We start from the raw sequence: 23,815 nt of genomic DNA on the forward strand, positions 1-23,815 counted from the left end.
TAAGGTTTGGCTGGCATCGGGAGTTGGTTCATGGCGTTCTCTTGAAGAAGCCCGAATCGACCCTTGATGCAGCCCAACCTTATCACGACCGAGCCGCCTCCGTCCGATTCGACCGCGCAGCTTGAGCTGCTGGTCGCCCGCCAGCGGCGGAACGACACGATCCAGTCGCTGGTCGTGGCGGTCATCGTGATCGTTCTGATCGGAGCGGTGCTGTGGCTGATCGCGATCCTTCCGCGGCTGAATGACGCGGACACCATCGTGACTTACCAGCCGGTCACTCCGCCGGAGGAAAATCCGGTGGAGAAGCCCGACATGGCGAATGCGGTCAAGCCGAAGCCGAGCAGTTCGAGTTCGTCGATGGCCCGGGTGATCGCCGCCTCGGTGGAGGCGCCGGTTGCCGTGCCGATGCCCGAGGAGTCGAATCCGACGGTGCCGTTCGGCACGGACGACGACTTTGCGGCGGGATTCGGCTCCGGTGATGGCGACGGCGACGGAGGCGGCGGGTCGTCGTTCTTCGGTACGCCTCGGAAGGGCCGGCGCGTGGTCTATGTCGTCGATTACTCGGAATCGATGATGTCGGATGCGGAAGGCGGCGGGACTCGGATGGACGCCCTGAAGAAGGAGCTCACCCGCTCGGTCCGCGCGCTGAAGCAGGGCATGAACTTCAATGTCATCTTCTTTTCGCAGACGGCATGGACGATCGAGACCGACGGCCCGAACCAGGCAAACAACGGCTGGAACGGTCTCAACGAGACGCCGCCGGTCCCGTGGTATCCCGCGAGCGATCACATCAAGAAGGTATTCGAGGAGAAGATCGGAGAGATGAAGCCCGGTTTGGGCACGGTGTGGTATTCACCGCTCAAAATGGCGCTCTCGATGAGCCCGCCGCCGGAAATCATCTATCTGCTCTCGGATGGTGAGCCGTCGGACCTGAACGACGTGCTCAACCGGATCGACGGGATGAACCCGACCGGCGTTCCGATCGATACGTTTGCCATGGAAGAACCGGGCGAGGAGGCTCGCGCGATGAGCGAAATGGCCAAGGAGACCGGTGGCCGGTTCACCATGATCTACAAGGGACGCGCCTATTCCGGAATGGGCGCCGAGAAATACACGACCGGGGAGTTCGACGAGTGAAGCGTTAGACCGGGTGGATCTCGGCGAGCGCCTCGTTTTCCGGTTGGATCAACTCCCGGGCAACATCGCGGACTTCGGTCGCGGCCACCGCCGCTAGCTCGGCGAGCGCCGCTTCCGGTGTGATCACCTCGTCGTGGTGGAGCACGCAATCGCCGATCCATGAAGCATGGGCCGCGGTGCTCTCCATGGTGGCCCGGGTTTGGCTCTCGTGGAGGCGTTTGGCGCGGGCGAGTTCGGTCTCGTCGGGGCCGTTCCTCGCGAGATCGTCGAGTTCCTCGCGAATGCACGCGAGCGCCTCGTCCCGGCTGTCCGGGTCGAGTCCGGCATGGATCTCGAGCGCACCGGTGTCGGCGAGGAACGTGACGTCGCAGCCGATCTGATAGCAGAGTCCGCGTTCCTCCCGCAGTTTCTGGAAAAGTCGCGAACTCGCGCCGTCTCCGAGGATGGTGGCGAGCAAGCGTGCCGGGTGCCGCCGCGGGTCCGTTCGCCCGAAAGTGCGGTAGGCGAGCGCAAGTTGCACCTGGGCGGTTTCCCGGGCCTCTAGGAGTTCCGAAGTCCCGCCCGCCGGTCCGATGTATGGTTGGCAGGGTGGCGCCGGAAGAGCCTGGGGTAGGTGAGGTTCCAGATGTTCGAGCACCTGCTCCATGGTGAAGGGTCCGGCCACCGAGATGACCACATCTTCCCGGCGATGATGCGAGCTCGTGAAATCGAGCAGGGCCTGACGATCGACCCGGGCGACGCTCTCAAGCGTTCCCGCGATCGGTTCTCCGAGAGGGTGGGGGGTCCATAAGGCTCCCGAGATGAGATCACCGATGTGGTCGGTCGGAGACTCGTAGTACATCACGATTTCCTCGGCGATCACGTCGCGCTCCAGTCCGATCTCCGATTCGGGGAAATTCGAGCGCCAGACCATGTCCGAGACGATGTCGGCCAGCAACGGAAGGCAGTCGGCGTCGCCCCTTCCTTCGTAGACGGTCTGGTCCTCGCTGGTGAAGGCATTCAGGCTGGCGCCGGCGTCCTCGGTTTCGATGCTGATGCACCGCGCGGTCCGGGAGTCGGTGCCCTTGAAGCTCATGTGCTCGACGAAGTGGGCGAGGCCGGCGAGTCCGGCCGGATCGTCGCGGCCGCCGGCGGGGACATGCACGGAAAGGGCGGAGCACTCGCTCTCCGGCAACCGCGCGAGGGCGATCCTGAATCCCGCTCTACTACGGCAAGTCTGGTAGTCGGCACGCATTCAGGCAAGCAGGGCGTGGGCAGCTTCCAGATCCGCCGGGACGGTGATCTTCGGGTTCGGGCGGGTCGATTGGATCATCCGGGTGGCGATTCCCATCGGCTCCATGGCGGAGACCTCGTCGGTCACAACAAGGCCCTGCTCCCGAACTTGGCGGTAGGCTTCGAGCAACAGATCCGTGCGGAAGACCTGCGGGGTTTCGGTGAACCAGAGATTCGAGCGATCGAGTCCGCCCAGGACGAGTCCGTCCGCGTCGGTGCGCTTGAGTGTTTCGGTGACGGTGCGGCCGAGCGATGCGGCTCCGTGCTCCCGCGCGGCGGCGATGCACGCCGAAATGTCCCCGGGGTCGACGAGGGGGCGGGCTCCGTCGTGCACCGCGACGAGTTCTTCTGAAGCCTTAACCGCCGAGAGTCCGGCGTAGACGGAATCCTGCCGCTCGGCACCCCCATCCACGCGCAGGACCGGCTTCGGGTGATCGCCCCGGAGCAAATCATCGAACCGCTCCTCGCCGCAGACTACGATGACCCGGGTGATTTCCGGCACGGCCAGTAGCGCTTCCAGCGAACGCCGGAGCACCGGTTTTCCCGCAAGCGGCGCGGCGAGCTTGTCGAAGCCCATCCGACGGCTGCTGCCGGAGGCAACGATGACGCCCGCACAGCCCATCAGGAGAGGCGCTTGGCAACTTCCTGGGAGAGCGTCCTGCCGTCGGCACGCCCTTCGGCCCGTTCCTGAAGAAGCTTCATCACCTTGCCCATGTCGGCCTTGCCGGTGGCGCCGGTCTCGGCGATCGCCTCCTCAACCAGTGCCGTGATTTCCTCGGCCGACAGCGGTGACGGGAGGTAGGCGTTCAGCAGTTCGATCTCCGCCAGTTCCTTGGCGGCCAGTTCCTCGCGTCCCGCGTCCTGGAACTGCTGGGCGGAATCCTGCCGTTGCTTGACCTGCTTGCGGACGATCGCCATCGCCTCGGAGTCATCGAGTTCGGTTCCCAGTCCGCCCTTCTCGATCGCGGCATTGGTCAGGGCGGTTTTCAGAGCCCGGATGACCTGCAACCGGTCGGTGTCCTTCGCCTTCATGGCGGTCTTGAGGTCTTCCTGAACTTTCTGTGCGAACGTGCTCATGCCGCTGTCCTAGCGGTGCCCGCTGGCCCGGAAAAGGGGAAATCGCCCGCGCTTCGTCCTTGGCGCGGGCCCGGATCGGCGCCAAATCCCCCGCATGGCCCAACGCACCACTGGAGCTCGCATCTATCTGACCCTCATCGGGCTGCTGCTGGCCCTCGCGGGTGCGGTCTTCTCGTGGCTGATGTGGAGGAGTTTCTCACGCGCCAGCCGGATCGACTCGTGGCCGCAAGTACCGTGCGCGATCCTCGAGTCGGCGGTCGAATCGCGCCGCGATGATCCGGATTGGGGCGACGACATGCCCCAGGGATTCCGCTTCCGGGTCCGCTACAGCTATGACTTCGAGGAGAAGAACCACGAATCCGACCGCTACCGGCTTCGCGGATCATCGTGGAGTTCGTCGGAAGCCGGCGCGCGCGAACTGGTCGAGCGCTACCCTGCTGGCTCGGTCGCCGAGTGCCGGGTCAGTCCCGACGACCCGGCGCTGGCCGTGCTCGAGGGCGAATCCCGCGCGCCAGGCTACTCGCTGTGGTTCCCGTTGCTGTTCTTTGTCGGAGGCATCGGGGTCGTCATCGGAGCTTGGCGGCGCTGAGGCGGGTCACTCAAGTCGGAGGAGGAGATCGTCGCTGTCGACCTGGTCGCCTTTCGATACGAACGCCTCCTTGACCGTGCCGTCCGCAGTGGCGCTCACCGTGGTCAGCATTTTCATGGCCTCGAGTACCACCAGTTTTTCGCCCTCCTTGACTTCCTGTCCGGGCGAGACCGCGATCTCGGTGACCATGCCGGGCATCGGCGCGCAAACCTGTTTCGGGTCGTTCGCGTCGCCCTTTTGGCGTGCCGGTCCCGCGTCGGCCGCGAGGGCCCGATCGGTTACCACGCTCTCCCGCGGCATTCCGTTGAGCTCGTAGAAAAGCGTGCGTTGGCCGTCTTTGTCCGCTTCGCCAATCGATACCAGCTTGATGAACAGGGTCTTGCCGGGGTCGATCTCCACCTCGATTTCCTCGCCGGCCGAAAGGCCGTAGAAGAACGCCGGTGTCGGGAGTCCACTAAGGTTGTCGTACTTGACCCTAACGTCCCGGAAGTCGGCGAAGACCTGGGGATACATCAGGTGGGAATACAGATCGTCATCGGTCGGATCCCGCTTGACGAGGTCGGCGAGGCTTTCGCGGGTCTGGCGGAGGTTGACCGACTCGGCGAGTTCGCCGGGGCGGCGGGTGGTCGAGGGCTTGTTGTTGAGCACGACCTTCTGCAGGTCGGCGGGCCAGCCGCCGTCGGGTTGACCGAGTCCGCCTGCCAGCATGTCGATAACACTCTCGGGCCAGTCGATCGAACCGGGCTTCAGCTTGGTCACGTCGGCCGGCTTGATGCCCCGGGTGATCAGGAACATGGCCATGTCGCCGACGACCTTCGAAGAGGGGGTGACCTTGACGATGTCTCCGAAGAGTTGGTTCACCTCGGCATAGGTGCGGGCGATCTCGCGCCAACGGTGGCCGAGTCCCATCGCATTCGCCTGCTCCCGTAGGTTGGTGTACTGGCCGCCGGGCATTTCGTGCTCGTAGACCTCCGCGGTGCCGGCCCGAGGAGCCGAGTCGAAGGGTTCGTACTGCTCGAGCGTGGCTTCCCAGTAGTCCGAGACCTCGTTGAGCGTGTCGAAGTCGAGCTGCGGATCGAGCTCGGAGTTGGCGAGCGCCGCGCAGACGGAATTCAGGTTCGGTTGTGAGGTCGAGCCGGACATCGAGGCCATCGCGAGGTCGACGATGTCCACGCCCGCTCGCGCGGCCGCGATCACCGATGCTGCGTTCAGTCCGGACGTGTCGTGGGTGTGGAAGTGGATCGGAATCTCGATCTCCTGTTTGAGCGCGTCGACGAGGTTGTAGGCGGCCTGAGGCTTGCAGAGGCCTGCCATGTCCTTGATGGCGAGGATGTGCGCTCCCATCTTCTCGAGCTCCTTGGCTTTCGAGATGTAGTAATCGAGCGAGAACTTGGTCCGGGAGTCGTCGAGGATGTCACCGGTGTAGCAAATCGCCGCTTCGCACAGCACCTTGCCGTGATCGCGGGCGGCTTCCATCGCCACCTTCATGTTCGGCAGGTAGTTGAGCGAGTCGAAGATCCGGAAGATGTCCATCCCGGCGTCGGCAGAGTGCTTGACGAAGCCCGCGACGACGTTGTCGGGATAGTTCGAGTAACCGACGGCATTGGAGCCGCGGAAGAGCATCTGGAACAGGATGTTCGGGATCTTCTCGCGCAGCCGCCGCAGCCTCTCCCAAGGGCATTCCTTGAGGAAGCGCATGGCGGTATCGAAGGTCGCGCCACCCCACATCTCGAGCGAGAACATCGCGGGCAGCCCGTTCGTGTAGGCGTCCGCGATCCTCAGCATGTCGGTGGTGCGCATCCGCGTCGCGATAAGCGACTGGTGCGCGTCGCGCATCGAGGTGTCGGTGATCAGCAGGCGCTTCTGTTCGCGGATCCACTTGCAGAATTCGTCCGGACCCTTTTCCAGCAACAGCTCCCTCGATCCGGTGCCCGAGAAGCTGATGTCCTTTTGGGTATGGGGGACGCGGGGAAGGGGGATCGGCTGCTGTGGTTTCCAGCCTTTGGCGGTCGGGTTGCCGTTGATCGTGACGTCCGAAAGATAGGCAAGCAGCTTGGTGGCGCGGTCCCGGCGGGGCTTGAACTTCAGCAACTCCGGCTTCGAGTCGATCAGCTTGGTGTGTGCCTGGCCCGAGCGGAAGGTGGGATCCGCGATCACATTCTCGAGGAACGGGATGTTGGTTTTCACGCCGCGGATCCGGAACTCGCGGAGGGCGCGGTCCATCCGCTGGCAGGCGATATCGAAGCTGCGGCCCATGGTCGTCAGCTTGACGAGCATCGAGTCGTAGAAGGGAGTGATCACCGAACCGGCGTCTCCCGAGCCGGCATCGAGCCGGACGCCGAAGCCGGCCGCGGAGCGATAGTTGAGGATACGTCCGTAATCGGGCGCGAAGTTGCGGGTCGGATCCTCGGTCGTGATGCGGCACTGGATCGCGTAGCCGTTGCACGGGATCTCATCCTGAGCGGGAATCGAGATCTCGTCCTCGTGGAGTTTGAAGTCCTTCGCTACCAGGATCTGAGAGCGGACGAGGTCGATCCCCGTGACGCACTCGGTGACGGTGTGCTCGACCTGGATCCGCGGGTTCATTTCGATGAAGAACCAGTCCTGCCGATCCATGTCGTAGAGGAACTCGACGGTGCCGGCATTGTTGTAGCCGATGCCGTTGGCGAGACGCACGGCGGCGTCGCACAGTTCACCACGGACGACCGGGTCGAGTTCCACCGACGGCGCGATCTCGACGACCTTCTGATAGCGTCGCTGCACCGAGCAGTCGCGCTCGTGGAGATGCACCACGTTGCCGTGCCGGTCACCAAGGATCTGGACCTCGATGTGCTTGGCGCGAGAAATGTAGCGCTCGAGGAAGACGGCGGGATTTCCGAAAGCCTTCTCGGCCTCGCCCTGTGCTTCCGCAAGTAGGCCCCGCAGGTCCGACGGGCGGTCGACCACCCGCATCCCGCGTCCACCACCACCGAAGGCGGCCTTGATGATCAGAGGGAACCCGATCTCTTCGGCAATCTTCGCGGCTTCATCCGGATCGGTGACCGCGTCCTCGGTTCCGGGTAGAACCGGAACCTCGAACTTCTGGGCTAGCTCCCGGGCTGCGGTCTTGTCGCCCATCCGCTCGAGCAACTCAGGGGAGGGGCCGATGAAAGTGATGCCCTCCCGTTCGCAGGCGCGGGCGAAGGCGGCGTTCTCCGAGAGAAACCCATAGCCGGGATGGATCATCGTGACACCCTTGGCTTTCGCGAGAGCAACGATGCCCTCGTAGTCCAGATAGGCGCCGACCGGGCCTTTTTCGGAGTCCAACTGGTAAGCTTCGTCAGCCTTGAACCGGTGACGGGAGAAGCGGTCTTCCTCGGCGTAGATCGAGACCGTTCGGAGTCCGAGTTCGTTGGCTGCCCGGAAGATCCGGATGGCGATCTCGCCGCGGTTCGCGGCCATGAGTTTTTCGGGCGTCATGCTGCCCCTGTCCTAAATTCCACCGGGGCAAACGGCCAAGGGGAAAGACGGGCATCTGCTGGGGAGGAGGGAGCCGGGCGGATGGGCTTGCTTCCGGTCGGCGAAAAAAATCGAAGTTGCTACTTGACCGGGGGCTAGAATCTGCCATGGTTCGCGGGTCGCGACAAATAGCAGGCGGCCCGGTTGAAAGCACCTCTGGTTTTTGGGTTTTTCCAGAGGAGGATCGACCGGGCCGCTTCTTTTTTGACCACGGCGGGTGGTGTTCGGTTCCCCCGCCCGAAACTTCGGCCTAGCTGGCTGTGTCGATGCTGGCGATGCGGGCCGTGTCGAAGTCGAACGGAGTCATTTCGAGTCCGACCCGTTGCCCGGCTTCGGGTTGGCCGTCATCTGCGGCGAGCTCCTTGGAAAGATGGGCGCAGGTTCGCTTCCCATTCGGCAGCTCGACCTCGAATAGTCCCGGCTTCAATACGCGGATGACCTGGCCTTCTACCGTGATGGGGGTTTCGTACACGGCGCTAGGATGCCTCCGGCTGGTTCGAGGGCAAGCTCCGTGACAGGACGCGTCAGTCCGTGGCTTGACCTTCCGGAAAGCAGGTCCAAAGATATTGCCGGCCCCGGAAATGCGGGGTTTCAACCGACCCCAATCCCTTCTGATCCATGAAACTTGTCATTCCTGCCTCGGCATCTCTGACTCTGGTGGCGGCGTTCCTCGCCTCGTGCACGCCTTATCCTGAGCAGCCTCCTGTTCCGGGTCCGGACGTCGCGCAGAACAACCCGGCCGGAACGCCTGGCGATCCCAACCAACCGGACAAGCCGGACGAAGGCACGACGAGCGAGTCCATGGACAAGCCGGACGAGACGCCGAAGATCACTGAGAACGTGACGGATCCCGAGCCGCCGAAGCCGGCTCCGAAGCCCAACAACCAAGTGGCCCGTCCGGTTCCCGGGAAGCCCGGCTTCGTCTTCAGCCCTTACAACAACAAGATCATCGATGTGAAGGGCATCCCGAGCGGCACCTTGGTGGCGGATCCGACTTATCCGGCCGCCGAGAAGAAGTATTTCCGCGTTCCCTGAAGCTAGTCAGGTCCCACTTTCGTTTCGATTGAGCCGGGCCTGGAGTCCGGCTCAATTGCATTCCGATGCCATCCATGGAGTTCAACAAGGTCGCCATTCTCGGCGGCGGTCTGCTCGGCGGCTCACTCGCACTCCGCCTGCAGGGCATGACGGAGGTGACTCTGTGGGCGAGACGGGAGGAGTCGGTCGAGAAGGCTCGTGAACTTGGAGTGGCCATCTCGACCACCGATCTCAAGGAGGCTGTGGCTGGCGCGGATCTGGTGGTCCTGAGCGTGCCGGTCGGGGTAATGCCGGAACTGGTGACCCGGGCGATCGACGAGGGTTTGCCGGATGATGCGTTGCTGACGGATGTGGGCAGCGTGAAATCGGCGGTCCACCAGAGCCTTCGCTCGGTCCTCGAAGGACGGAAATTCAGATTCATCGGCGGACACCCGATGGCTGGCTCCGAGACCCAGGGAATCGGTTCGGCGACCTCGGATCTGTTCGATGGGGCGATGTGTCTTCTGACAGATGACGACAAGGTCGGCGATCCATCGGTGGGCCGTCTGGAGTCCTTCTGGAGGGCAGTGGGTTGCCGCGTGCGTTGGATGGATGCGGCCGCGCACGACGAGTTGGTGGCGAGGATCAGCCACTTTCCCCACGTGATGGCGGCCGCAACCGCGATGGTCGGTCTCGAAACTCCCGGCGATGCCCGCTTCGGCGGGGGCGGATTGAGGGATACGACGCGGGTTGCCAGTGGTGACCCGGCGATGTGGGCGGAGATTCTGATGGAAAACGCGACGGCGGTCTCGGCATCCGTGCGTCAGGCGGGCGAGGCGCTCGGTGAAATGCTTGCCATGCTCGAGCGTGGCGACCATGAAGCGCTCCTCGGTTGGCTGGAACTTGCCCGCGACAGGCACCAGGCGGGCCGGGAACAACAGCACGATGAGTTCGAATAAGCAGATCAGCGAGTTTCGGGTTCGGCCGATCGGGTCGTTCGATGCGGATCTCGAAGTCCCCGGAGACAAGAGCATTTCCCACCGGTCGGCGATGATCGCCGGACTGGCGCGGGGCACCTCGACCATCACAGGGTTTCTTCCGAGCGAGGATTGCCTGAACACGCTCGCGGCGGTGCGTGCTTGCGGGGTTGGCTGCGATATCCTTGAGGAAATGCCCGGATTCGGCCCGACGGCGATGCGGATCCACGGCAAGGCGATGCAACTGGAGGCTCCTGCGGAGCCGATCGACTGCGGCAATTCCGGTACCGGCATGCGCCTTCTCGCCGGCTTGCTGGCAGGGCAATCATTCGAGTCGGAACTCTTCGGCGATGAGTCGCTGTCCGGCCGCCCGATGGGTCGCATCACCGACCCGCTCGGCCTGATGGGCGCCCGGATCGAGACCCTTGGGGCGAAGCCGGGATGCGCTCCATTGAGAATTCACGCTTCGAAGCTTCAGCCGATCCGCTATGAACTCCCGATGGCCAGCGCGCAGGTCAAGAGTGCGGTGCTGCTGGCAGGTCTGTTCTGCGAAGGCGAGACGACGGTGGTCCAGCCGGCGGTGACCCGGGATCATACCGAGCGGATGTTCGAAGCCTTCGGGCTGAGCCTGTCGGAGGCCGACAACGTGATTTCGATCGAGGGCGGACAGGTTCCGGAAGGTCGGGAGTTCAGGGTCCCCGGAGACATCTCGAGCGCGGCATTCTGGGTTGTCGCCGCGGCGGCCCGACCGGGTGCGCGTCTGGTGGTCCGCAATGTCGGATTGAATCCCACCCGCACCGCGGTGCTCGACGTTGTCGAGCGGATGGGTGCGACCGTCATCCGACGGCCGGTGGAGGCCGGAGGCGGGGAACCCTACGGAGATGTCGAGATTCACGGCGCGGAGCTTTCCGGAACGGATCTCGTGAGGGCTGAGATTCCCAACCTCATCGACGAGATTCCCGTCATCGCGGTAGCCGCCGCTCTGGCGAAGGGCAGGACACGGATCCGTGAAGCGAAGGAGCTCCGGGTCAAGGAGACCGACCGCGTGGCGACGACCGTGGAGAACCTGCGGGCCATGGGCGGTGTTGTGGAGGAATTCGAAGATGGAATGGAGGTCGAGGGTGGAGCGCCGCTGAAAGGCGCTGAGGTCCGGAGCTACGGCGACCACCGTATTGCGATGGCCTTCGCGATCGCCGGACTCTTTGCCGATGGGGAGACCCGGGTGCTCGACACCGCTTGTGTGAATACCTCGTACCCCGGATTCTCCCACCATCTCGACGCCGTTTTGCGCGGTTGCCGGGATGCGGCCGAATACGCCCTGCCAACGCGACCTACGAATTCATGAGCGGACACATTGCCATTGCCATCGACGGACCCGCCGCATCCGGAAAGAGCACGCTGGCGCGGCTGCTTTCCGAAGCACTCGGACTGACCATGGTCAATTCCGGCGAGATGTACCGGGCCGTGACCTGGAAGGTTCTGAAGAGTGGCGTGGATCCCTCGGATGCCGAGGCAGTCGCGAAGGCGTTGGAACAGATGGACATCGAATGCGGAGTCGAGAACCGGCTTTCCACGATCGCGATCGACGGAGTCCGGCTCGGTCCGGAGCTGCGGACCGAAGAGGTGAATCGCTCGGTGTCACTCGTCTCGGCGGTTCCGGAGGTCAGGGAGAAGCTGGTCGATTTGCAGCGAGGATTCCTCAAGTTCACCGATCTGGTGATGGAGGGCAGGGACATCGGGACGGTCGTTTTTCCGGATACCCCGTTCAAGATCTACGTCGATGCCGATGCGGATGTCCGTGCGGAGCGCCGGGTTGCGGCCGGCGAGGTCGATGCAGTTCATGATCGCGACCGCGAGGACAGCAGTCGCAAGACCGCGCCGCTGAAGGTGGCCGAGGGTGCCGCGGTGTTGGATACCTCGAAGCACACGATCGAGAGTGGCGTCGATGCTGCTCTGGAAATCCTTTCGGAGCAGGGACTGAAACGGGACTGATCGATGATGCGGTGGATCTACTGGCTGGGTTGGCTGACATTCCGAAGCGGATTCCGCACCTTGTTCGGTCTCCGGGTGCGCGGTCTTGAGCGGCTGATCCGGACTGGGCCGGTGTTGGTGGTGTCGAATCACCAGAGCTTTCTCGATCCTCCGTTGATCGGTGGATTGTACCGGGACGAGATGCATTTCCTCGCCCGGAAGACACTCTTCAGAGGGATCTTCAAGTGGATCTACCGCCAGTGGAACGCGGTTCCCGTGGATCAGGAGAAGCCGGACATGAGCAGTCTCAAGACGATTATCCGGACGCTCAAGGAGGGGCATCGGGTTCTGGTGTTTCCCGAAGGGGCAAGGACGATGGACGGTTCGCTCGGGGAGGCGCAGCCCGGAGTGGGGCTGATCGCGGTGAAGGCAGCGGTGCCGATCCAGCCGATCCGGATTCGCGGTGCCCGTGAGGCATTGCCCCGGGGATCCGGTCGCATCCGGCTCGAACGGATCGAACTCCATATCGGCGAACCGATCATCCTGACTCCGGACGATCTCAAACAGCTCCGCGGAAAGGACGGCTACCAAGAGGCCGCGGATCGTCTGATGCAGGCGATCTCGGAACTGTGAGCCGTCAGTGGTGATGATGGGTGGCGCAGTGGTCGCAGCGGACCCAGCCGGCTTCTCCATCACTGAAGTATTCCTTCTTCCAGATCGGAACGCGGGCTTTCACTTCGTCGATGATGTAGCGGCAGGCGTCGAAGGCGGCATCGCGATGCGACGCCGAAACGCACACGGCGACGGCTAGCCCGCCGATTTCGATGGTGCCGGTACGGTGCACGCAAACCGCGTGATGGATGTCGAATCGTTCGCTGGCTTCGGCGAGGATCCGCAGTCCCTCCTTTTCGGCGAGCGCGGGATAGGCCTCGTATTCGAGGCGGTCGACCGAGCGACCCTGATGATGGTTCCTGACCCATCCTTCGAAGGAACAGAAACCGCCCGCGGCAGGGTCGAGAACCCTCTTGCGAATGGCTTCGGGGTCGATCGGTTGGGCAGTGAGTGCGAACATCGGTGGAAATGGAGGATTATCCGCCGGCAACGGGTGGGATGAAGACGATCTCGTCGTCGGGTTCGAGGAGGGTGTCCCAGTCGCAGAAGTCGCCATTGCGGGCGCAGCGCAGGGAGTCGATATCGAGCGGGAGCCGGTGCCTGAATCGGAGTTCCTCGTAGAGCCCGGCGCAGGTGCATGCGAGCGTTTCGACTGCTTCCTCATCCAGTCCGCGAGCCTCTCGCAACTTGGCAAAGTAGAGGATCCGGACCGTTTTGGGAGTCACGCCGTGCGTAAGTTTCGCGAAGGCCTCGTCCAAGTCGTGCGGGGAGTTGGCGTTGTCGAGAGCGACGGGATTGGGCGGCTGGAGAAGGGTCGGGTTCAGGGATTCGATGAAGTGCCTCGCGCACTTCCCATCACGTTCAAGGACGACGTTGTCGAGGCGGTCGAGCGCCGCTTCCGAGTAGATCGCGCAAAGCGGTTCGGGACGGCCGTCGATGCGATTTGAAAAGCACGTGGCGTAAGCGTCCTGCCGATGACCCCCAATGAGGGCTTCCAAGGTTGGTCGATCCAGAAGGAACAAGTCGCAGCCGATGATCAGAACCGTGCCTGTGTGCTCAACGAGGCTGCCGAAGGTCAACATGGCACCGAGCGGACCGTTCTCCGGAAGTGCGTCGGGGATTGAGTCGATTCCGGGAAGTTGGACACTCGGGTCGTTGGATGAAAGGGACACGTCGTCGGATACCGACTTCGCCAACTCGAAGATGTAGTCGAGTTGTCGGGTGCCGTCGGGGCGGACGATATTCGCCTTGTCTCGGCCCATCCGCTTGCTCCGGCCTCCGGCGAGGATCAGGACTTTCATGATGATTCGCTGCCGATGAATGCGGCGGGCTCAAGCTTGGTAGTCGGACTTCCCTCCGGATTTCTCAAGCAGCCGGACCTGTGAAATCGTGATGCCGGGATCCACTGCCTTGCACATGTCGTAGAGCGTGAGGGCGGCGACGCTGGCTCCAGTCAGCGCTTCCATTTCGACCCCGGTTTTGCCGGTGGTCTTGGCGGTGCATCGGACGGTTGCGGTTCGGTCGGCGAAGGTGATGTCGATCTTCACACTGTCGAGTGGCAGTGGGTGACACAGGGGGATGAGCGAGCTTGTCTGCTTCGCTCCCATGACCCCCGCGAGGATGGCGGTTTGGAAAACCGGGCCTTTCTTCGAGACCAGCTCGGTTCCGTCGAACTGCGCTGCGACCGCCTCGTTCACGCGGACCTGTGCCTCGGCGGTGGCGATCCGGATGGTTGTCGATTTGCCGGAGACGTCGACCATGCTGGCACGGTTGCTCGCATCGATGTGGGACAGCTTCGTTTCTTCGCTCATGAGATGTGGAGAGGATAATGGCGCAGGGCTTGACCGGCGTCGAACTCCGGCGCGGGAGGTATCTCAAGGAATCCGTCAACGCCGGCAATCGAGATGAAGTCGCCGGAGTTCTTCGGGGGGAGCGGCGTGCCATCCGCACCAAGGGGCAGTAGCCATGTCAGTCGGGGGAGGGCCTCGATCGATGGCGGACAAGCTAGGTGACGCTCGCTCGGATCCCGTCCTTCGAGTTGGGCGAGTGAAGGAATCACATATCGGGCGAAGGTCGCGAGCACGGACACCGGGTTTCCAGGAAGAGCGAAGACCGCCGGTGGGCCCGACCAGAAGGCAAGCGGCTTGCCGGGTCGCTGCGCGACACCATGAAAAGCGGGCGGCCCGAGGATCTCCTCGAGCACCGGCCGGATGAAGTCCCGCTTTCCCTTTGAAATGCCACCGCAGACCAGAATGAGATCGGCTTGGTCGATCGCCTGTTTGAGGGTCTTGCTGCAGGATGCCGGATCATCAGGAATGTGGGCGTGCATCACCGGATCGTTGCCGCCTCTGTTGAGCCAAGCTTCGAGCATGGCCCCGTTGGAGCGCCGGATCTGCCACGGTTCGGGGCGGGTGCTGATCGGAACCGCCTCATCACCACTCGAGATCAGTGCCACTTTCGGGCGGATCCCGACATTGAGCTCGGTCAGTCCCACCGACGCCGCGATCGCGATTTCCGCGGGTCCGATGAGCCGGACGTCGTGTACCAGGGTGTCTCCCGCCTGAGCATCACTGGCGGCGCGATGAATGAACTGCCCGGCCGTTGCTGGCTCGATGACCGAGCGGTGATCGGAGCTGAGGTGTTCATAGGGGATGACGGTATCGCAGTCTTCGGGGACCATGGCCCCGGTCATGATCTCCCATGCTTCACCGGGCTTCAGAGGGCGGGGAGGCGGCTCGCCGGCTGCGTGAAGACCGGCGAGTTCAAGGGGTGTTGATAGGTCGGCGGCAGAGAGATCGAGTGCGATCCCGTCCATCATCGCCCGCGAGTAGGGCGGTAGATCGCGGTCGGCTACAATCGGACCGTAGAGCGTTCTGCCCAGTGTCTCCGTAAGCGGGACGGTCTCGTGCCCGGGGACGCCCAACGACGTGCTGATCAGCGCATCCGCCTCGATAGGTGTGATCAAGGCATCCATCGAATCAGCAGACCGGGGTTTCAAGTGTGGCAGCACCGGGTCTGAGCCGGCCCGACTCCAGAATCCGGCACCGCAGGCCACCATGGCCTTGCATCAGTTCTTCGGTGCCCGGCTTGCCGCATGCCTCGTCCATCCAGTAGCAGGGGCGGCATTCTTCAGTGCCCTCGAGGGGGATGCCATTCAGAAGGAAACGCTCTCCGATCAGGGCGTTCAGGTCGATGTCCGAGGTGACGACATTCCTTCGGAATGCGGTCGCAGGCAGATCCGGATTCCCGGCATGCTCACGGATCCGGTCGATCACGGCCATGTCGATGAAGGTGATCTGACCCTTGTAGTCTTCTTTCCAGCCGAAGAAGCGGTCGCCGACGATGCCCTTCCCGGCGACCAGTTCGATCTCGCCATGTTCCTGGATGGGATGGCTGCCTGGTTCCTGCCCGTGGTGGCCGTAGAAGTTGTGGCCCGGAGACGTGAACAGGTGGCGGATCATCGGCATAACGCGAAAGTCTCGGTTCGCCGCGGCCGAATTTCAACTCCCGGCTGGGTCGTCGGAGTCAGCGGTGCCCGGCACTGGCCGGCCGGATCGTCACCGCGCAAGCCTTGTAATTCGGCTGCCGCGAGTGGGGATCGAAGGACGGATGGGTCAGCCGGTTGACTTCAGGATAGTGCATCGGGATGAAAATATGGCCGCGCTGCACCGTCGGCGCGAGGTATGCCGAGGCGGTCATGGTGCCTCGCCGCGAGCTCACGTTGACCGCTTGATTCGGCTCGATGCCGAACTCTGCCGCGTCCTCCGGGTGGATCTCCACATAGGCACCCGCTGGGTAGAGCTTGCGTAGGATGTCGGACTTTGAGGTGCGGGATTGGGTGTGCCACTGGCTGCTTGTCCCCCGGCCGGTCAGCATCAGGAACGGGTAGCCGGTGTCCGGCGGTTCCGGCAGGGCCGAAGGAGGTGAGAACAGGATCTTAGCCTTTCCACTATCGGTGTAGTAGTTTTCGTCCTCGAAGAGCCTTCTTTCCGGGGCGGGTTCGGTGTCCGCGTCACCCGTCTCCGTCCGCGCGGGGAACGGCCACTGGATTCCACCCATGCGGTCGAGGTGTTCGTAGTCCGTGATACCGGTGATGTCGCAGGGTTGGTCCTCGGTCAGGTCCCGCAGGATGCGGAATGCGGACTCCGTGTCGGTCCATTCCGAGAACATGTCGGCGCATCCCCACGCATTCGCGATCAGGCGGAAAATCCGGAAGTCGGAGAGAGTCTGGCCGGGAGGCCAACGGACCGGCTTGATCGTGCCGATCCGGCGTTCGGAATTGATGAAACATCCGGACTTTTCGCCCCATCCGGCGGCCGGGAGGAAGAGGTCGGCCTCGGTGGCCGATTCGGTCGAGTGATACATGTCCTGCACCACCAGGAACTCCAACTTGTCGCGCAGCGCGGCGAGACGCCCGGAGTCGATCCATGAGTGGAACGGGTTGGTCGCGACGATCCAGAGGCCCTTGATTTCACCCGCCTCCGCCGCGGCGAGAATCCGGTCGTACTCCAGCGAGGTGTCCTTCGGAATGCGGTCCTCGCCGATCCCGAGTCGACGGGCGACTTTCTCGCGATGGGCTTGATTGGCGAAGTCGTGGCCACCGACCATCGACGTGGTGTTGGAGAACAGGCGCGATCCCATCGCGTTGCATTGTCCCGTGATGGAGTTCGGTCCGGTTCCCGGTCTGCCGATGTTGCCGGTGATCAGGCAGAGATTGATGATCGCCTGTGCGGTCCGGACGCCTTCATGGGACTGGTTGACGCCCATCGTCCACCACCACGAGACCCGCTTGCCCGGCTCGGAGACGGTGGCGGCGAGTTGTTCGATGGTCTCGGCGGCGATCCCGGTGACGTCCGAGACCGATTGCGGGGTGAAGGCCTTCACGAATTCGGCGAACTCCGCGTAGCCCTCGGTCCGCGCGACTGAGGCTTCATCGATTCGTCCGTCGCGCAGGATGCAGTGGGCGAGCGCGTAGTAGAGCGGCAGGTCGCCCTTCGGGCGAATCGGCAGGTGGAGGTTCGCGGCTTGTGCCGTTTCGGTTGAGCGGGGATCGATGACGATGATCTTCGGGTTTCGCCGGTTGCGCATGACCCGCTGCCACAGGATCGGATGCGCGATGCAAAGGTTGGCCCCGACGAGGACAATCACATCGCTTTCCTCGAAGTCGGCATAGGTCGCGGGCGGGGCGTCGAATCCGAACGACTGCTTGTAGGCCGTGACCGCCGTGGCCATGCACTGGCGGGTGTTGGCGTCGCCGTGGAGGAAGCCCATGCCGAATTTCCAGAGACAGCCGAGGAAAGCCATTTCCTCGAACGGGATCTGTCCGGTGGAGAGAAAGGCGGCCGCGTCCCGGCCGTGCTTATCTTGGATCGATCTGAAGCCATCGACGAATACTCCCAGTGCCGTTTCCCAATCCACCGGCTTGCGCTGGCCGGTGGCCGGGTCGCGCAGAAGCGGCACCGTGCCCCGGTCATCGGCGGTCAGCGGGTCGAGCGCCTGCCAGCCCTTGGGGCAGGCCATGCCGAGATTGACCGGATAGCTGGCCTGCGGGCTGAGGTTGATCGCGTTGCCATCGCGATCGAGGTGGAGCTTCAATTGGCAGCCGGTCGCGCAGTAGCCACAGATCGAGGTGGTGGTGGCTGCCGGCTTCAGTCGGGCGGGCACCTTTCCCAGACCGAACTCCCCGGGCTCCTGAACGAGATCCTCAGTCAGTGGTCCTTGGCGGGATTTGAGGAGTTCTTCGATCATCGGCGAGGCGCTCCAAATCATCCGCAGGATGCGTACAAAGCTGGAACAAAGTGGTAAGCTCGGGGCGCATCGGGGTCATTGGTGGCATGAGCACGAGTCATCCTGAGCGTCCGCAAGGCGCTGGTGCGCTTACGGAAGGTGCGCTTCGACCCGGTAGAACCCTACAGGGGCCGAGGGCGGGCTCGGATCTGACAGCGTCATTTCGGAGCCATCCCCGGTGAGCTCGGGACCGACTTCCGTCCAAGAATCCGGGGACAGATCGGGGGAATACTCGAGCTGGTACTGGATTCCCGGAAGTCCATGGATGTCAATGGTATGCGAGCTTCCGGTCATTGACATCGAAACGATGCGCGGACGGCTGATCGCGACGGTCATGGCGACCGGTGGACTACCTTCGTTGTTCAGCCACAGATCCCAAATCGCGTCACCCCATCCCTTGAGCGTGGAGAAAAAGGGATCGGTCTGGATCAGGTAGGCGCCCGGCACTCCGGACGGTGGAGGAACGGCGAGGAGGGTGGTGGCATCACCATTGATCTCGTCGCGCAGGAACTCGATGTAGGGCTTCGATGTCGACTGATAGTAGAGGGTGGCGGTCCATCCGGCGCTGCCGTCTGGCTCGGGAAGACGAATCTCGTCGAAGCCTCCGGCGTATTCCTCAGCGGTGAAGTAGTCGTGGGCATCGGCGCCATCCCAGCGGGGCTGGCAAAGGCGGGCGGAGGCGTCGGCAATCCTGAAACCCCGGGGCGGGATCCGGTTGTCCTTGTGGCGGTCCGTGGCGAGAACGAAGTGGAACGTCGTCGACTCGGTGGTGAGGGCACTTTCCATTTTTGCCTCATAGACGAGTGGATCGTCGGTGATGGTCAGGTCTCCCCCCGAGATCCACGTGCGGTTTCCCGACCCGTCGGTTCCCACCACCAACGGGCTGTAGGGGTTGATCTCCGAGACAATGCTCCCGCTGGGGTCGAGATAGCGGACGTTGAGCCACATCCGCCGGCCTTCGGGAAATCCGGAGATCAGCTTGTGGCCGGTGTGGTTGACGATGCGGAGGACGGCTTCGCCGGGGCCGTCCGAGACGACTTCGATGGTGGCGGCCTGCTCGAGCATCTCGAGGGCCCGGTCCGCACCGTCGAGCAAAGCGGTTCCTGCGCCTTGAAGTCCGGTGACTTCGATGCCCGAGCCCGGGTGCCGGGTGCCGTCGAGAATCGACTGGTTGTAGCTGTCGGGGATCGGGCCGGTAGGGTCGCCGCTGGCTAGAATGCGGGTCATCCAGTAGTTGCCGCCGGTGAGTTGGTGGCTGGCGACATCGGTCCGGGTCTGGATGCCTTGTTTGGCGAAGCCGCCGGGCACGCGCGGCATGTGGCAGTCCTGGCAGTCGGAGGCATTTGCGACGCCTGCCGCAGCGATGGGTTCGCCGGTTGGCGCTCCGCCGGGATTGGCATAGTCGCTCAACTCGAACTCGCTCGACGTTCGCTCGACGTGGAAATACGAGGCCGCTGACTGGGTTTCGGCGGTGCCGGGACCGATCAGGACGTGGGCCAACGCGGGGTTGGAGACATCGTGGCAGGTGTGACACATCTGCCGGCTCTTGTGATAGCGAGAGTAGTAGAATTTGTGGCTCTTGGTGCTCACATCGATCCTTGGGCCCCGGCGGTTGCGGGTGTCCGGGTCGACAAACATCTGGCCGGCCCCGGTTTCGATGTAGTTGGTCAGTTCTTCAGTCGTCACCGTGCCGTAGTTGACCGGCAAAGACGTCGTCGTGTTGAAAAACGGACTGCCGTCGAAGAGCGTCAGTGAGGAAAGAACCCCGATATCGGCGGCATGCGTTGTGGCGGCGGCGCTGATGAGGTCGGGATCGGTTTCCGCGGGGATCTCGGGCTGGAGGTTGAGCCCGGGGAACGGGTCGAGCATGTGGTGGCAGGCGGCGCACGAGACACCGTCGAAGTCACCGAGGGACACGGACAACGCGGTACCGTTGGTGGGGTCGCTGCGTCCGCCGAGCCAGCCCGTCGGCGTGTGACAGCGGAGGCAGAGGTCCATGGCGTTGGCATTGCCCAGCGCCCACATCGAGTCCTGTCCGGCGACCGCCATCGTTGCAAGCCACAACGGGTCACGCGTCGCTTGGGCCATCATCGAACCCTGCCAGGTGTGGTGGGGTTCCGAGACGGGGTTGAAGTCAGCGTGGCAATTCGTGCACTGCGAAACGGGAGGAAGCACGACTGAGCCCGGTTGAGATCCGGGCATGAAAAGCGCCGGGTCATCGGCGACAGGAGTGGTCTGCCACGCCATCGATGCACCCGGGAGCAACATCCCGGCGACGGCGGAGGCGACCGCGAGCGGATGGAAGGCGTGTTGCATGGCATCGTTTGGTTGAGGTCCCTGATGGAAGGGGGAATCCCATTCCACCGAATGCACGATGCATGCGGCCGCGACACTTCGCAGCCGACCGATTTGCAAGAGCTCCGCGCATCTTGCTGAAGATGCGCAACCTGCTCAGTGCGAGGTTCCTGTGTGCCCCGGCATCTTCGGGGCGTGGACGCTCTGGAAAAACAGCTGTCGCTCGAGAATCTCGGAGGCGAGCAGGATGGGGATGGCGAGCCAGGGAGCCGGGATGACCAGAATCATGGCGGCGATCGCTAGGCCGAACCGCCACAGAGTGACGGGTTCCAGAGGGCCGAGAAGCAGCCGGCCGCTGTGACGGAGAGGCGACCACGCCCGCTCCGAGAGCCCGAAGCCGATGGTCAGCAATTCCGGAAGCGTTTTGGCGGCGATCGCAAGGATCGCAAAGAGGCCGAATGCGGGGTGGATGGTCGCCAGTCCGGTGCCAAGGAAGGCAAAAACTGTACCGAAGAAACGGGGCATGGAGAGCGGGAACAGCCAGAGTGATCTACGGGTATCGTGGTAGATCATCACGCTGGTGAAGACGGCGGCGAGGCCAACCGGCAGAACCGAAAGGCGTGCGAGGCCGAAGAGTGAATCCTTGTAAGGGAAGTCCGGAGCTAGCGGCAGCGCGGCGAGCAGCAGTGGGATGGGAGCGAAAAGGGAGCAGGCGAGGATTTCCCGGGAGAGCCAGCTGGTGCGGAGGCCGAGGAAAAACCGCCAGGCTTTCAGTGGCTGGCCGAGGTGAAGGGTCGCGGCAGCCATGCCGAGGTTGAAGAGGATCGCACCCGCGACGAGGAGGCCGGTGTCCGGACGGAGGGAACCACTTCCGAGCAGTCCAATCCCGGCCTGCGTGAGCACCAGCATGAAGACAAGCGGCCAGTGGGCGTGCTGAGGGACAAGGGCCTCGCGATCGGCTGCGTGCGCCGATGCGGGGACGTTTCGACCGACATAGCGCGTGGTGGGCAGCGTGATGTCGGAACCGGGAAGGGTCGATCGACCATTGAGGATCGCTGACTCGAAAAGGGTTGAGTGGCCGGGCGGTGCGAGCGTTCCGGTTCTGCCCGTGACCGGCACCTTGACGATCCGGATCGCCTCTGTTGGGCAGGCTTGGACGCAGGCCGGAGCCTCGCCGTCGGCCAGGCGCTGATGGCACATGTCACACTTCCGGACGATACCCCGCTTCTTGGAATACTTGGGGACGTCGTAGGGGCACTTGAGGATGCAGTACGAGCACCCGATGCATTGGTCGTCGAGGTGGCGGACGATGCCGGTGTCGTCTTCCTTCTCGTAAGCGCCGACGGGGCAGCCGTTCAGGCAGCCGGGGTCCTCGCAGTGGTGACAGGCCGTAGTGACCGTTTGCTGCCATCCCGGTGAACTCTCTCCGCCGAGGAGGGTTCCGGTGTCGCGCCATGCCTCGTGGTCATCGAGTCCGTTGAGCGAGTGGCAGGCCGATACGCAGGCCTTGCAGCCGGTGCAACGGTCGAGCGAAACCTCGAAGGCGTACTGCTCGCCCTGTCCGGGCTTCGACAGCGGAATGAGATTGCGGTAGTGATCCGCGAGATCCGGTAGCCGATCGTGATACTCGGAGAAGCGGGCGACCGGCGTCTGAAGCTGCTTCTGTTCGTCGATGAGCTGGTCGATCAACGTCCTCAGCTCCGCCGATTCCGGCTTGTCATTCGACGGAGGCTGGAGGGTGCTGACCACGACCTGGGTTTGCGCTGGATTCAGGCGGCGGCTTCTCCCGTCTTCGCCTCCGCGGTGAGGGACTGGATCTCTTCCGGACTCAGGCGACGGCTGAAGGCGGCGAACGATTCGTTTTCCTCTCGATGCGCGAGGTAGGCGCAGAGAAGTTTCTCGACGAGCGAGTCGATCTCGGTTGCCGGAATCGACTTCCAAACCTCACGGGCGATCGCCTGTTGGTCGTCGACACCACCACCGAGAACGATGTTGTAGCCGTCGACCGATTCACCGTCGTCGGTCTTCACCTTGGTGCCCATCATGCCGATGTCGCCGATGTAGTGCTGGGCGCAAGAGTGCTGGCAGCCGGTGAGGTGGATGTTCACCGGTTGGTCGAGGATCAGCTTGCTGGCCAGATGGTCGCCCAGCGCGACCGCGCTGCCCTTGGTGTCGGCGGCCGCGTATTTGCAACCCCTGCTGCCGGTGCATGCGATCAGTCCGCCCTTGATGGTGTTGTTCTTGTGGCTCAGGCCCGTCGCCTGGATGGCAGTGAGTGCGGCCTGAAGCCTGTCGTCGGAAATACCGGGGATGATCAGGTTCTGCCAGACCGTCAGACGCAGTTCGCCGCGGCCGAATTCGTCGGCGATGTCTGCCAGCGCAAGCATCTGTGAAACCGTCATGCGACCCACCGGTGTGAGGACGCCGACATAGTTCTTGCCGTCGGTCTGCGGGTGGATGCCGAGGTAGCCCTGCTTGTCCTTCGGCTTCGGTGCATCGCACTTCTCGAGAGGGAAGTAGCGAAGCGGGAAGGTGAGTTTTTTCTCCGTCTCCTCAAGGGTCTTTTCGAAGCCCCAGTCGTCGACGAGATACTTGAGGCGGGCCTTCTTGCGATTGGTCCGGTCGCCGTTCTCGATGAAGACGCGGATCAGGGCTGCTGCGACGGGAATCGTCTCGGCCGGGGTGAGCAAGACACCGCAGTCCTTGGCGAACTGCTCATGACCGGTGATCCCGCAAAGTTGCATCCGGAAGTAAACGCCGGGCTCGACGCCTTGGTCATTTTCGCCGACACGGACCGCGTAAAAGCCGATGTCGTTGGTATCGGCGCAGACCGACACGCCACCTCCGGAGTCGTAAGAAATGTTGAACTTCCGCGGCAGGCCGTAGAGGTCCCGGTTCTTGAGGATGTAGTGGTGCATCGCCCTCGCGTAGGGCAGGACGTCGATCAGTTCGTCCGGATCGAATCCGGTTGTCGGGGTTGCCGTGATGTTGCGCACGTTGTCGGCACCGGAGCCCTGCGATGTCAGTCCGAGGTCCGCGAGTTTCATCAGGACACTCGCGCAGTTCTTGGGTTCGATCTCACGGATCTGCAGGTTGGCCCGCGTCGTCAGGTCGGCGTGTCCAGGTCCCCAGTCCTGGGCCATTTCCGCAAGCCCGCGGAACTGGTAGGTGCTCAATGCTCCGCCGGCGATGCGACAGCGGAGCATGAAGCTGTCCTGGGCCGGAGCGACGTAAAACAGGCCGTGAAACTTGTAGCGGAAGACGTCGTCGGCTTCCGGGAATTGGTTCTCGGAGCCGTTGGCGAGAATCGTGTCGTAGCAATCGAGGCCGTTCTTCGCGTGTTTGATGCGCTCCTCGCGGCTGAGCTCGTCAACCGGGGTTCCGAAAACCGTCTCTTCCTCCTCGTGGGTGAAGCGGCCTTCAGCGTCCTGACCGAGATGCGGCATCAGGTCGCGGCCTTCCTTGAGGCCGGCGACGAAGGCCGTCAGATAAACTTCCTGCTCGGTTGTGAAGCCCGAATCGCTGATGAGACGCATGGCGGAATGAGTGGTGGTTATCGTTTCCAAGCAGCTGGCATGCGATCCGG

General features: G+C 63.3%; 21 protein-coding genes. 7 read left to right on the forward strand and 14 right to left on the reverse strand.

What is annotated here, in order from left to right:
• The first annotated feature begins 66 nt into the window (after positions 1–66).
• A complete protein-coding gene (locus HAHE_RS17325) occupies positions 67–1,137 on the forward strand; it encodes a hypothetical protein (protein WP_338686202.1) in 1,071 nt (356 codons plus the stop codon).
• Between the two features lie 4 nt (positions 1,138–1,141).
• Here the strand turns inward: HAHE_RS17325 and HAHE_RS17330 are convergent, their stop codons facing one another.
• From HAHE_RS17330 to HAHE_RS17340, 3 genes are read right to left on the reverse strand one after another with little or no spacing between them, the layout of a single operon-like run.
• Positions 1,142–2,371: a pitrilysin family protein gene (locus HAHE_RS17330; RefSeq protein WP_338686203.1), complete on the reverse strand. Its 1,230-nt coding sequence runs from the start codon at positions 2,369–2,371 to the stop codon at positions 1,142–1,144.
• On the reverse strand, positions 2,372–3,031 hold the full coding sequence (gene ispD / locus HAHE_RS17335) for a 2-C-methyl-D-erythritol 4-phosphate cytidylyltransferase (RefSeq protein WP_338686204.1): 660 nt from the start codon (positions 3,029–3,031) through the stop codon (positions 2,372–2,374).
• Positions 3,031–3,486 (reverse strand): GatB/YqeY domain-containing protein, encoded by a 456-nt coding sequence (locus HAHE_RS17340; RefSeq protein WP_338686205.1) that lies wholly within the window; start codon positions 3,484–3,486, stop codon positions 3,031–3,033. Before HAHE_RS17340 ends, ispD begins: the two co-directional genes overlap by 1 nt.
• A gap of 94 nt (positions 3,487–3,580) precedes the next feature.
• Between HAHE_RS17340 and HAHE_RS17345 the strand changes: the two genes are divergently transcribed.
• Positions 3,581–4,075 carry a DUF3592 domain-containing protein gene (locus tag HAHE_RS17345; RefSeq protein WP_338686206.1) on the forward strand — a complete coding sequence of 165 codons (495 nt, stop codon included), beginning with the start codon at positions 3,581–3,583 and terminating at the stop codon, positions 4,073–4,075.
• Between the two features lie 6 nt (positions 4,076–4,081).
• Here the strand turns inward: HAHE_RS17345 and HAHE_RS17350 are convergent, their stop codons facing one another.
• Together HAHE_RS17350 and HAHE_RS17355 are read right to left on the reverse strand one after the other, a co-directional pair.
• Positions 4,082–7,516: a pyruvate carboxylase gene (locus tag HAHE_RS17350; RefSeq protein ID WP_338686207.1), complete on the reverse strand. Its 3,435-nt coding sequence runs from the start codon at positions 7,514–7,516 to the stop codon at positions 4,082–4,084.
• 307 nt (positions 7,517–7,823) lie between these two features.
• The gene (locus tag HAHE_RS17355) at positions 7,824–8,045 is read right to left on the reverse strand and encodes a hypothetical protein (RefSeq protein ID WP_338686208.1); all 222 of its coding nucleotides are present in this window, start codon (positions 8,043–8,045) and stop codon (positions 7,824–7,826) included.
• 146 nt (positions 8,046–8,191) lie between these two features.
• Here HAHE_RS17355 and HAHE_RS17360 point away from each other — a divergent pair, with 146 nt between their 5' ends.
• From HAHE_RS17360 to HAHE_RS17380, 5 genes are all read left to right on the forward strand, one after another.
• The gene (locus HAHE_RS17360) at positions 8,192–8,608 is read left to right on the forward strand and encodes a hypothetical protein (protein ID WP_338686209.1); all 417 of its coding nucleotides are present in this window, start codon (positions 8,192–8,194) and stop codon (positions 8,606–8,608) included.
• A gap of 74 nt (positions 8,609–8,682) precedes the next feature.
• A complete protein-coding gene (locus tag HAHE_RS17365) occupies positions 8,683–9,546 on the forward strand; it encodes a prephenate dehydrogenase (protein ID WP_338686210.1) in 864 nt (287 codons plus the stop codon).
• Complete coding sequence (gene aroA / locus HAHE_RS17370) at positions 9,533–10,909, forward strand: 3-phosphoshikimate 1-carboxyvinyltransferase (RefSeq protein WP_338686212.1); 1,377 nt, start codon at positions 9,533–9,535, stop codon at positions 10,907–10,909. The genes HAHE_RS17365 and aroA overlap by 14 nt, the downstream gene beginning before the upstream one ends.
• A complete protein-coding gene (gene cmk, locus HAHE_RS17375; protein ID WP_338686214.1) occupies positions 10,906–11,556 on the forward strand; it encodes a (d)CMP kinase in 651 nt (216 codons plus the stop codon). Before aroA ends, cmk begins: the two co-directional genes overlap by 4 nt.
• Before the next feature lie 3 nt (positions 11,557–11,559).
• The gene (locus tag HAHE_RS17380; RefSeq protein WP_338686215.1) at positions 11,560–12,168 is read left to right on the forward strand and encodes a lysophospholipid acyltransferase family protein; all 609 of its coding nucleotides are present in this window, start codon (positions 11,560–11,562) and stop codon (positions 12,166–12,168) included.
• Between the two features lie 4 nt (positions 12,169–12,172).
• Here the strand turns inward: HAHE_RS17380 and HAHE_RS17385 are convergent, their stop codons facing one another.
• From HAHE_RS17385 to HAHE_RS17425, 9 genes are all read right to left on the reverse strand, one after another.
• The gene (locus HAHE_RS17385) at positions 12,173–12,607 is read right to left on the reverse strand and encodes a molybdenum cofactor biosynthesis protein MoaE (protein ID WP_338686216.1); all 435 of its coding nucleotides are present in this window, start codon (positions 12,605–12,607) and stop codon (positions 12,173–12,175) included.
• Positions 12,608–12,623: 16 nt separating this feature from the next.
• Complete coding sequence (locus HAHE_RS17390) at positions 12,624–13,448, reverse strand: NTP transferase domain-containing protein (RefSeq protein ID WP_338686218.1); 825 nt, start codon at positions 13,446–13,448, stop codon at positions 12,624–12,626.
• A gap of 30 nt (positions 13,449–13,478) precedes the next feature.
• Positions 13,479–13,958 carry a cyclic pyranopterin monophosphate synthase MoaC gene (gene moaC, locus HAHE_RS17395; RefSeq protein WP_338686219.1) on the reverse strand — a complete coding sequence of 160 codons (480 nt, stop codon included), beginning with the start codon at positions 13,956–13,958 and terminating at the stop codon, positions 13,479–13,481.
• Positions 13,955–15,121 carry a molybdopterin molybdotransferase MoeA gene (locus tag HAHE_RS17400; RefSeq protein WP_338686220.1) on the reverse strand — a complete coding sequence of 389 codons (1,167 nt, stop codon included), beginning with the start codon at positions 15,119–15,121 and terminating at the stop codon, positions 13,955–13,957. The genes moaC and HAHE_RS17400 overlap by 4 nt, the downstream gene beginning before the upstream one ends.
• Before the next feature lie 4 nt (positions 15,122–15,125).
• Positions 15,126–15,608 (reverse strand): MOSC domain-containing protein, encoded by a 483-nt coding sequence (locus HAHE_RS17405; protein WP_338686222.1) that lies wholly within the window; start codon positions 15,606–15,608, stop codon positions 15,126–15,128.
• A gap of 64 nt (positions 15,609–15,672) precedes the next feature.
• Positions 15,673–17,895, reverse strand: coding sequence for a molybdopterin oxidoreductase family protein (locus HAHE_RS17410; protein ID WP_338686224.1), 2,223 nt, complete (start codon positions 17,893–17,895; stop codon positions 15,673–15,675).
• A gap of 129 nt (positions 17,896–18,024) precedes the next feature.
• Positions 18,025–20,250 (reverse strand): multiheme c-type cytochrome, encoded by a 2,226-nt coding sequence (locus HAHE_RS17415; RefSeq protein ID WP_338686225.1) that lies wholly within the window; start codon positions 20,248–20,250, stop codon positions 18,025–18,027.
• Positions 20,251–20,385: 135 nt separating this feature from the next.
• Entirely contained in the window at positions 20,386–21,978 is a 1,593-nt protein-coding gene (locus tag HAHE_RS17420) for a DmsC/YnfH family molybdoenzyme membrane anchor subunit (protein ID WP_338686226.1), read from the reverse strand.
• A gap of 20 nt (positions 21,979–21,998) precedes the next feature.
• Positions 21,999–23,765, reverse strand: coding sequence for a NirA family protein (locus HAHE_RS17425; RefSeq protein ID WP_338686227.1), 1,767 nt, complete (start codon positions 23,763–23,765; stop codon positions 21,999–22,001).
• Positions 23,766–23,815: the final 50 nt, after the last annotated feature.

The organism is Haloferula helveola (assembly GCF_037076345.1).
Classification (GTDB): domain Bacteria; phylum Verrucomicrobiota; class Verrucomicrobiia; order Verrucomicrobiales; family Akkermansiaceae; genus Haloferula; species Haloferula helveola.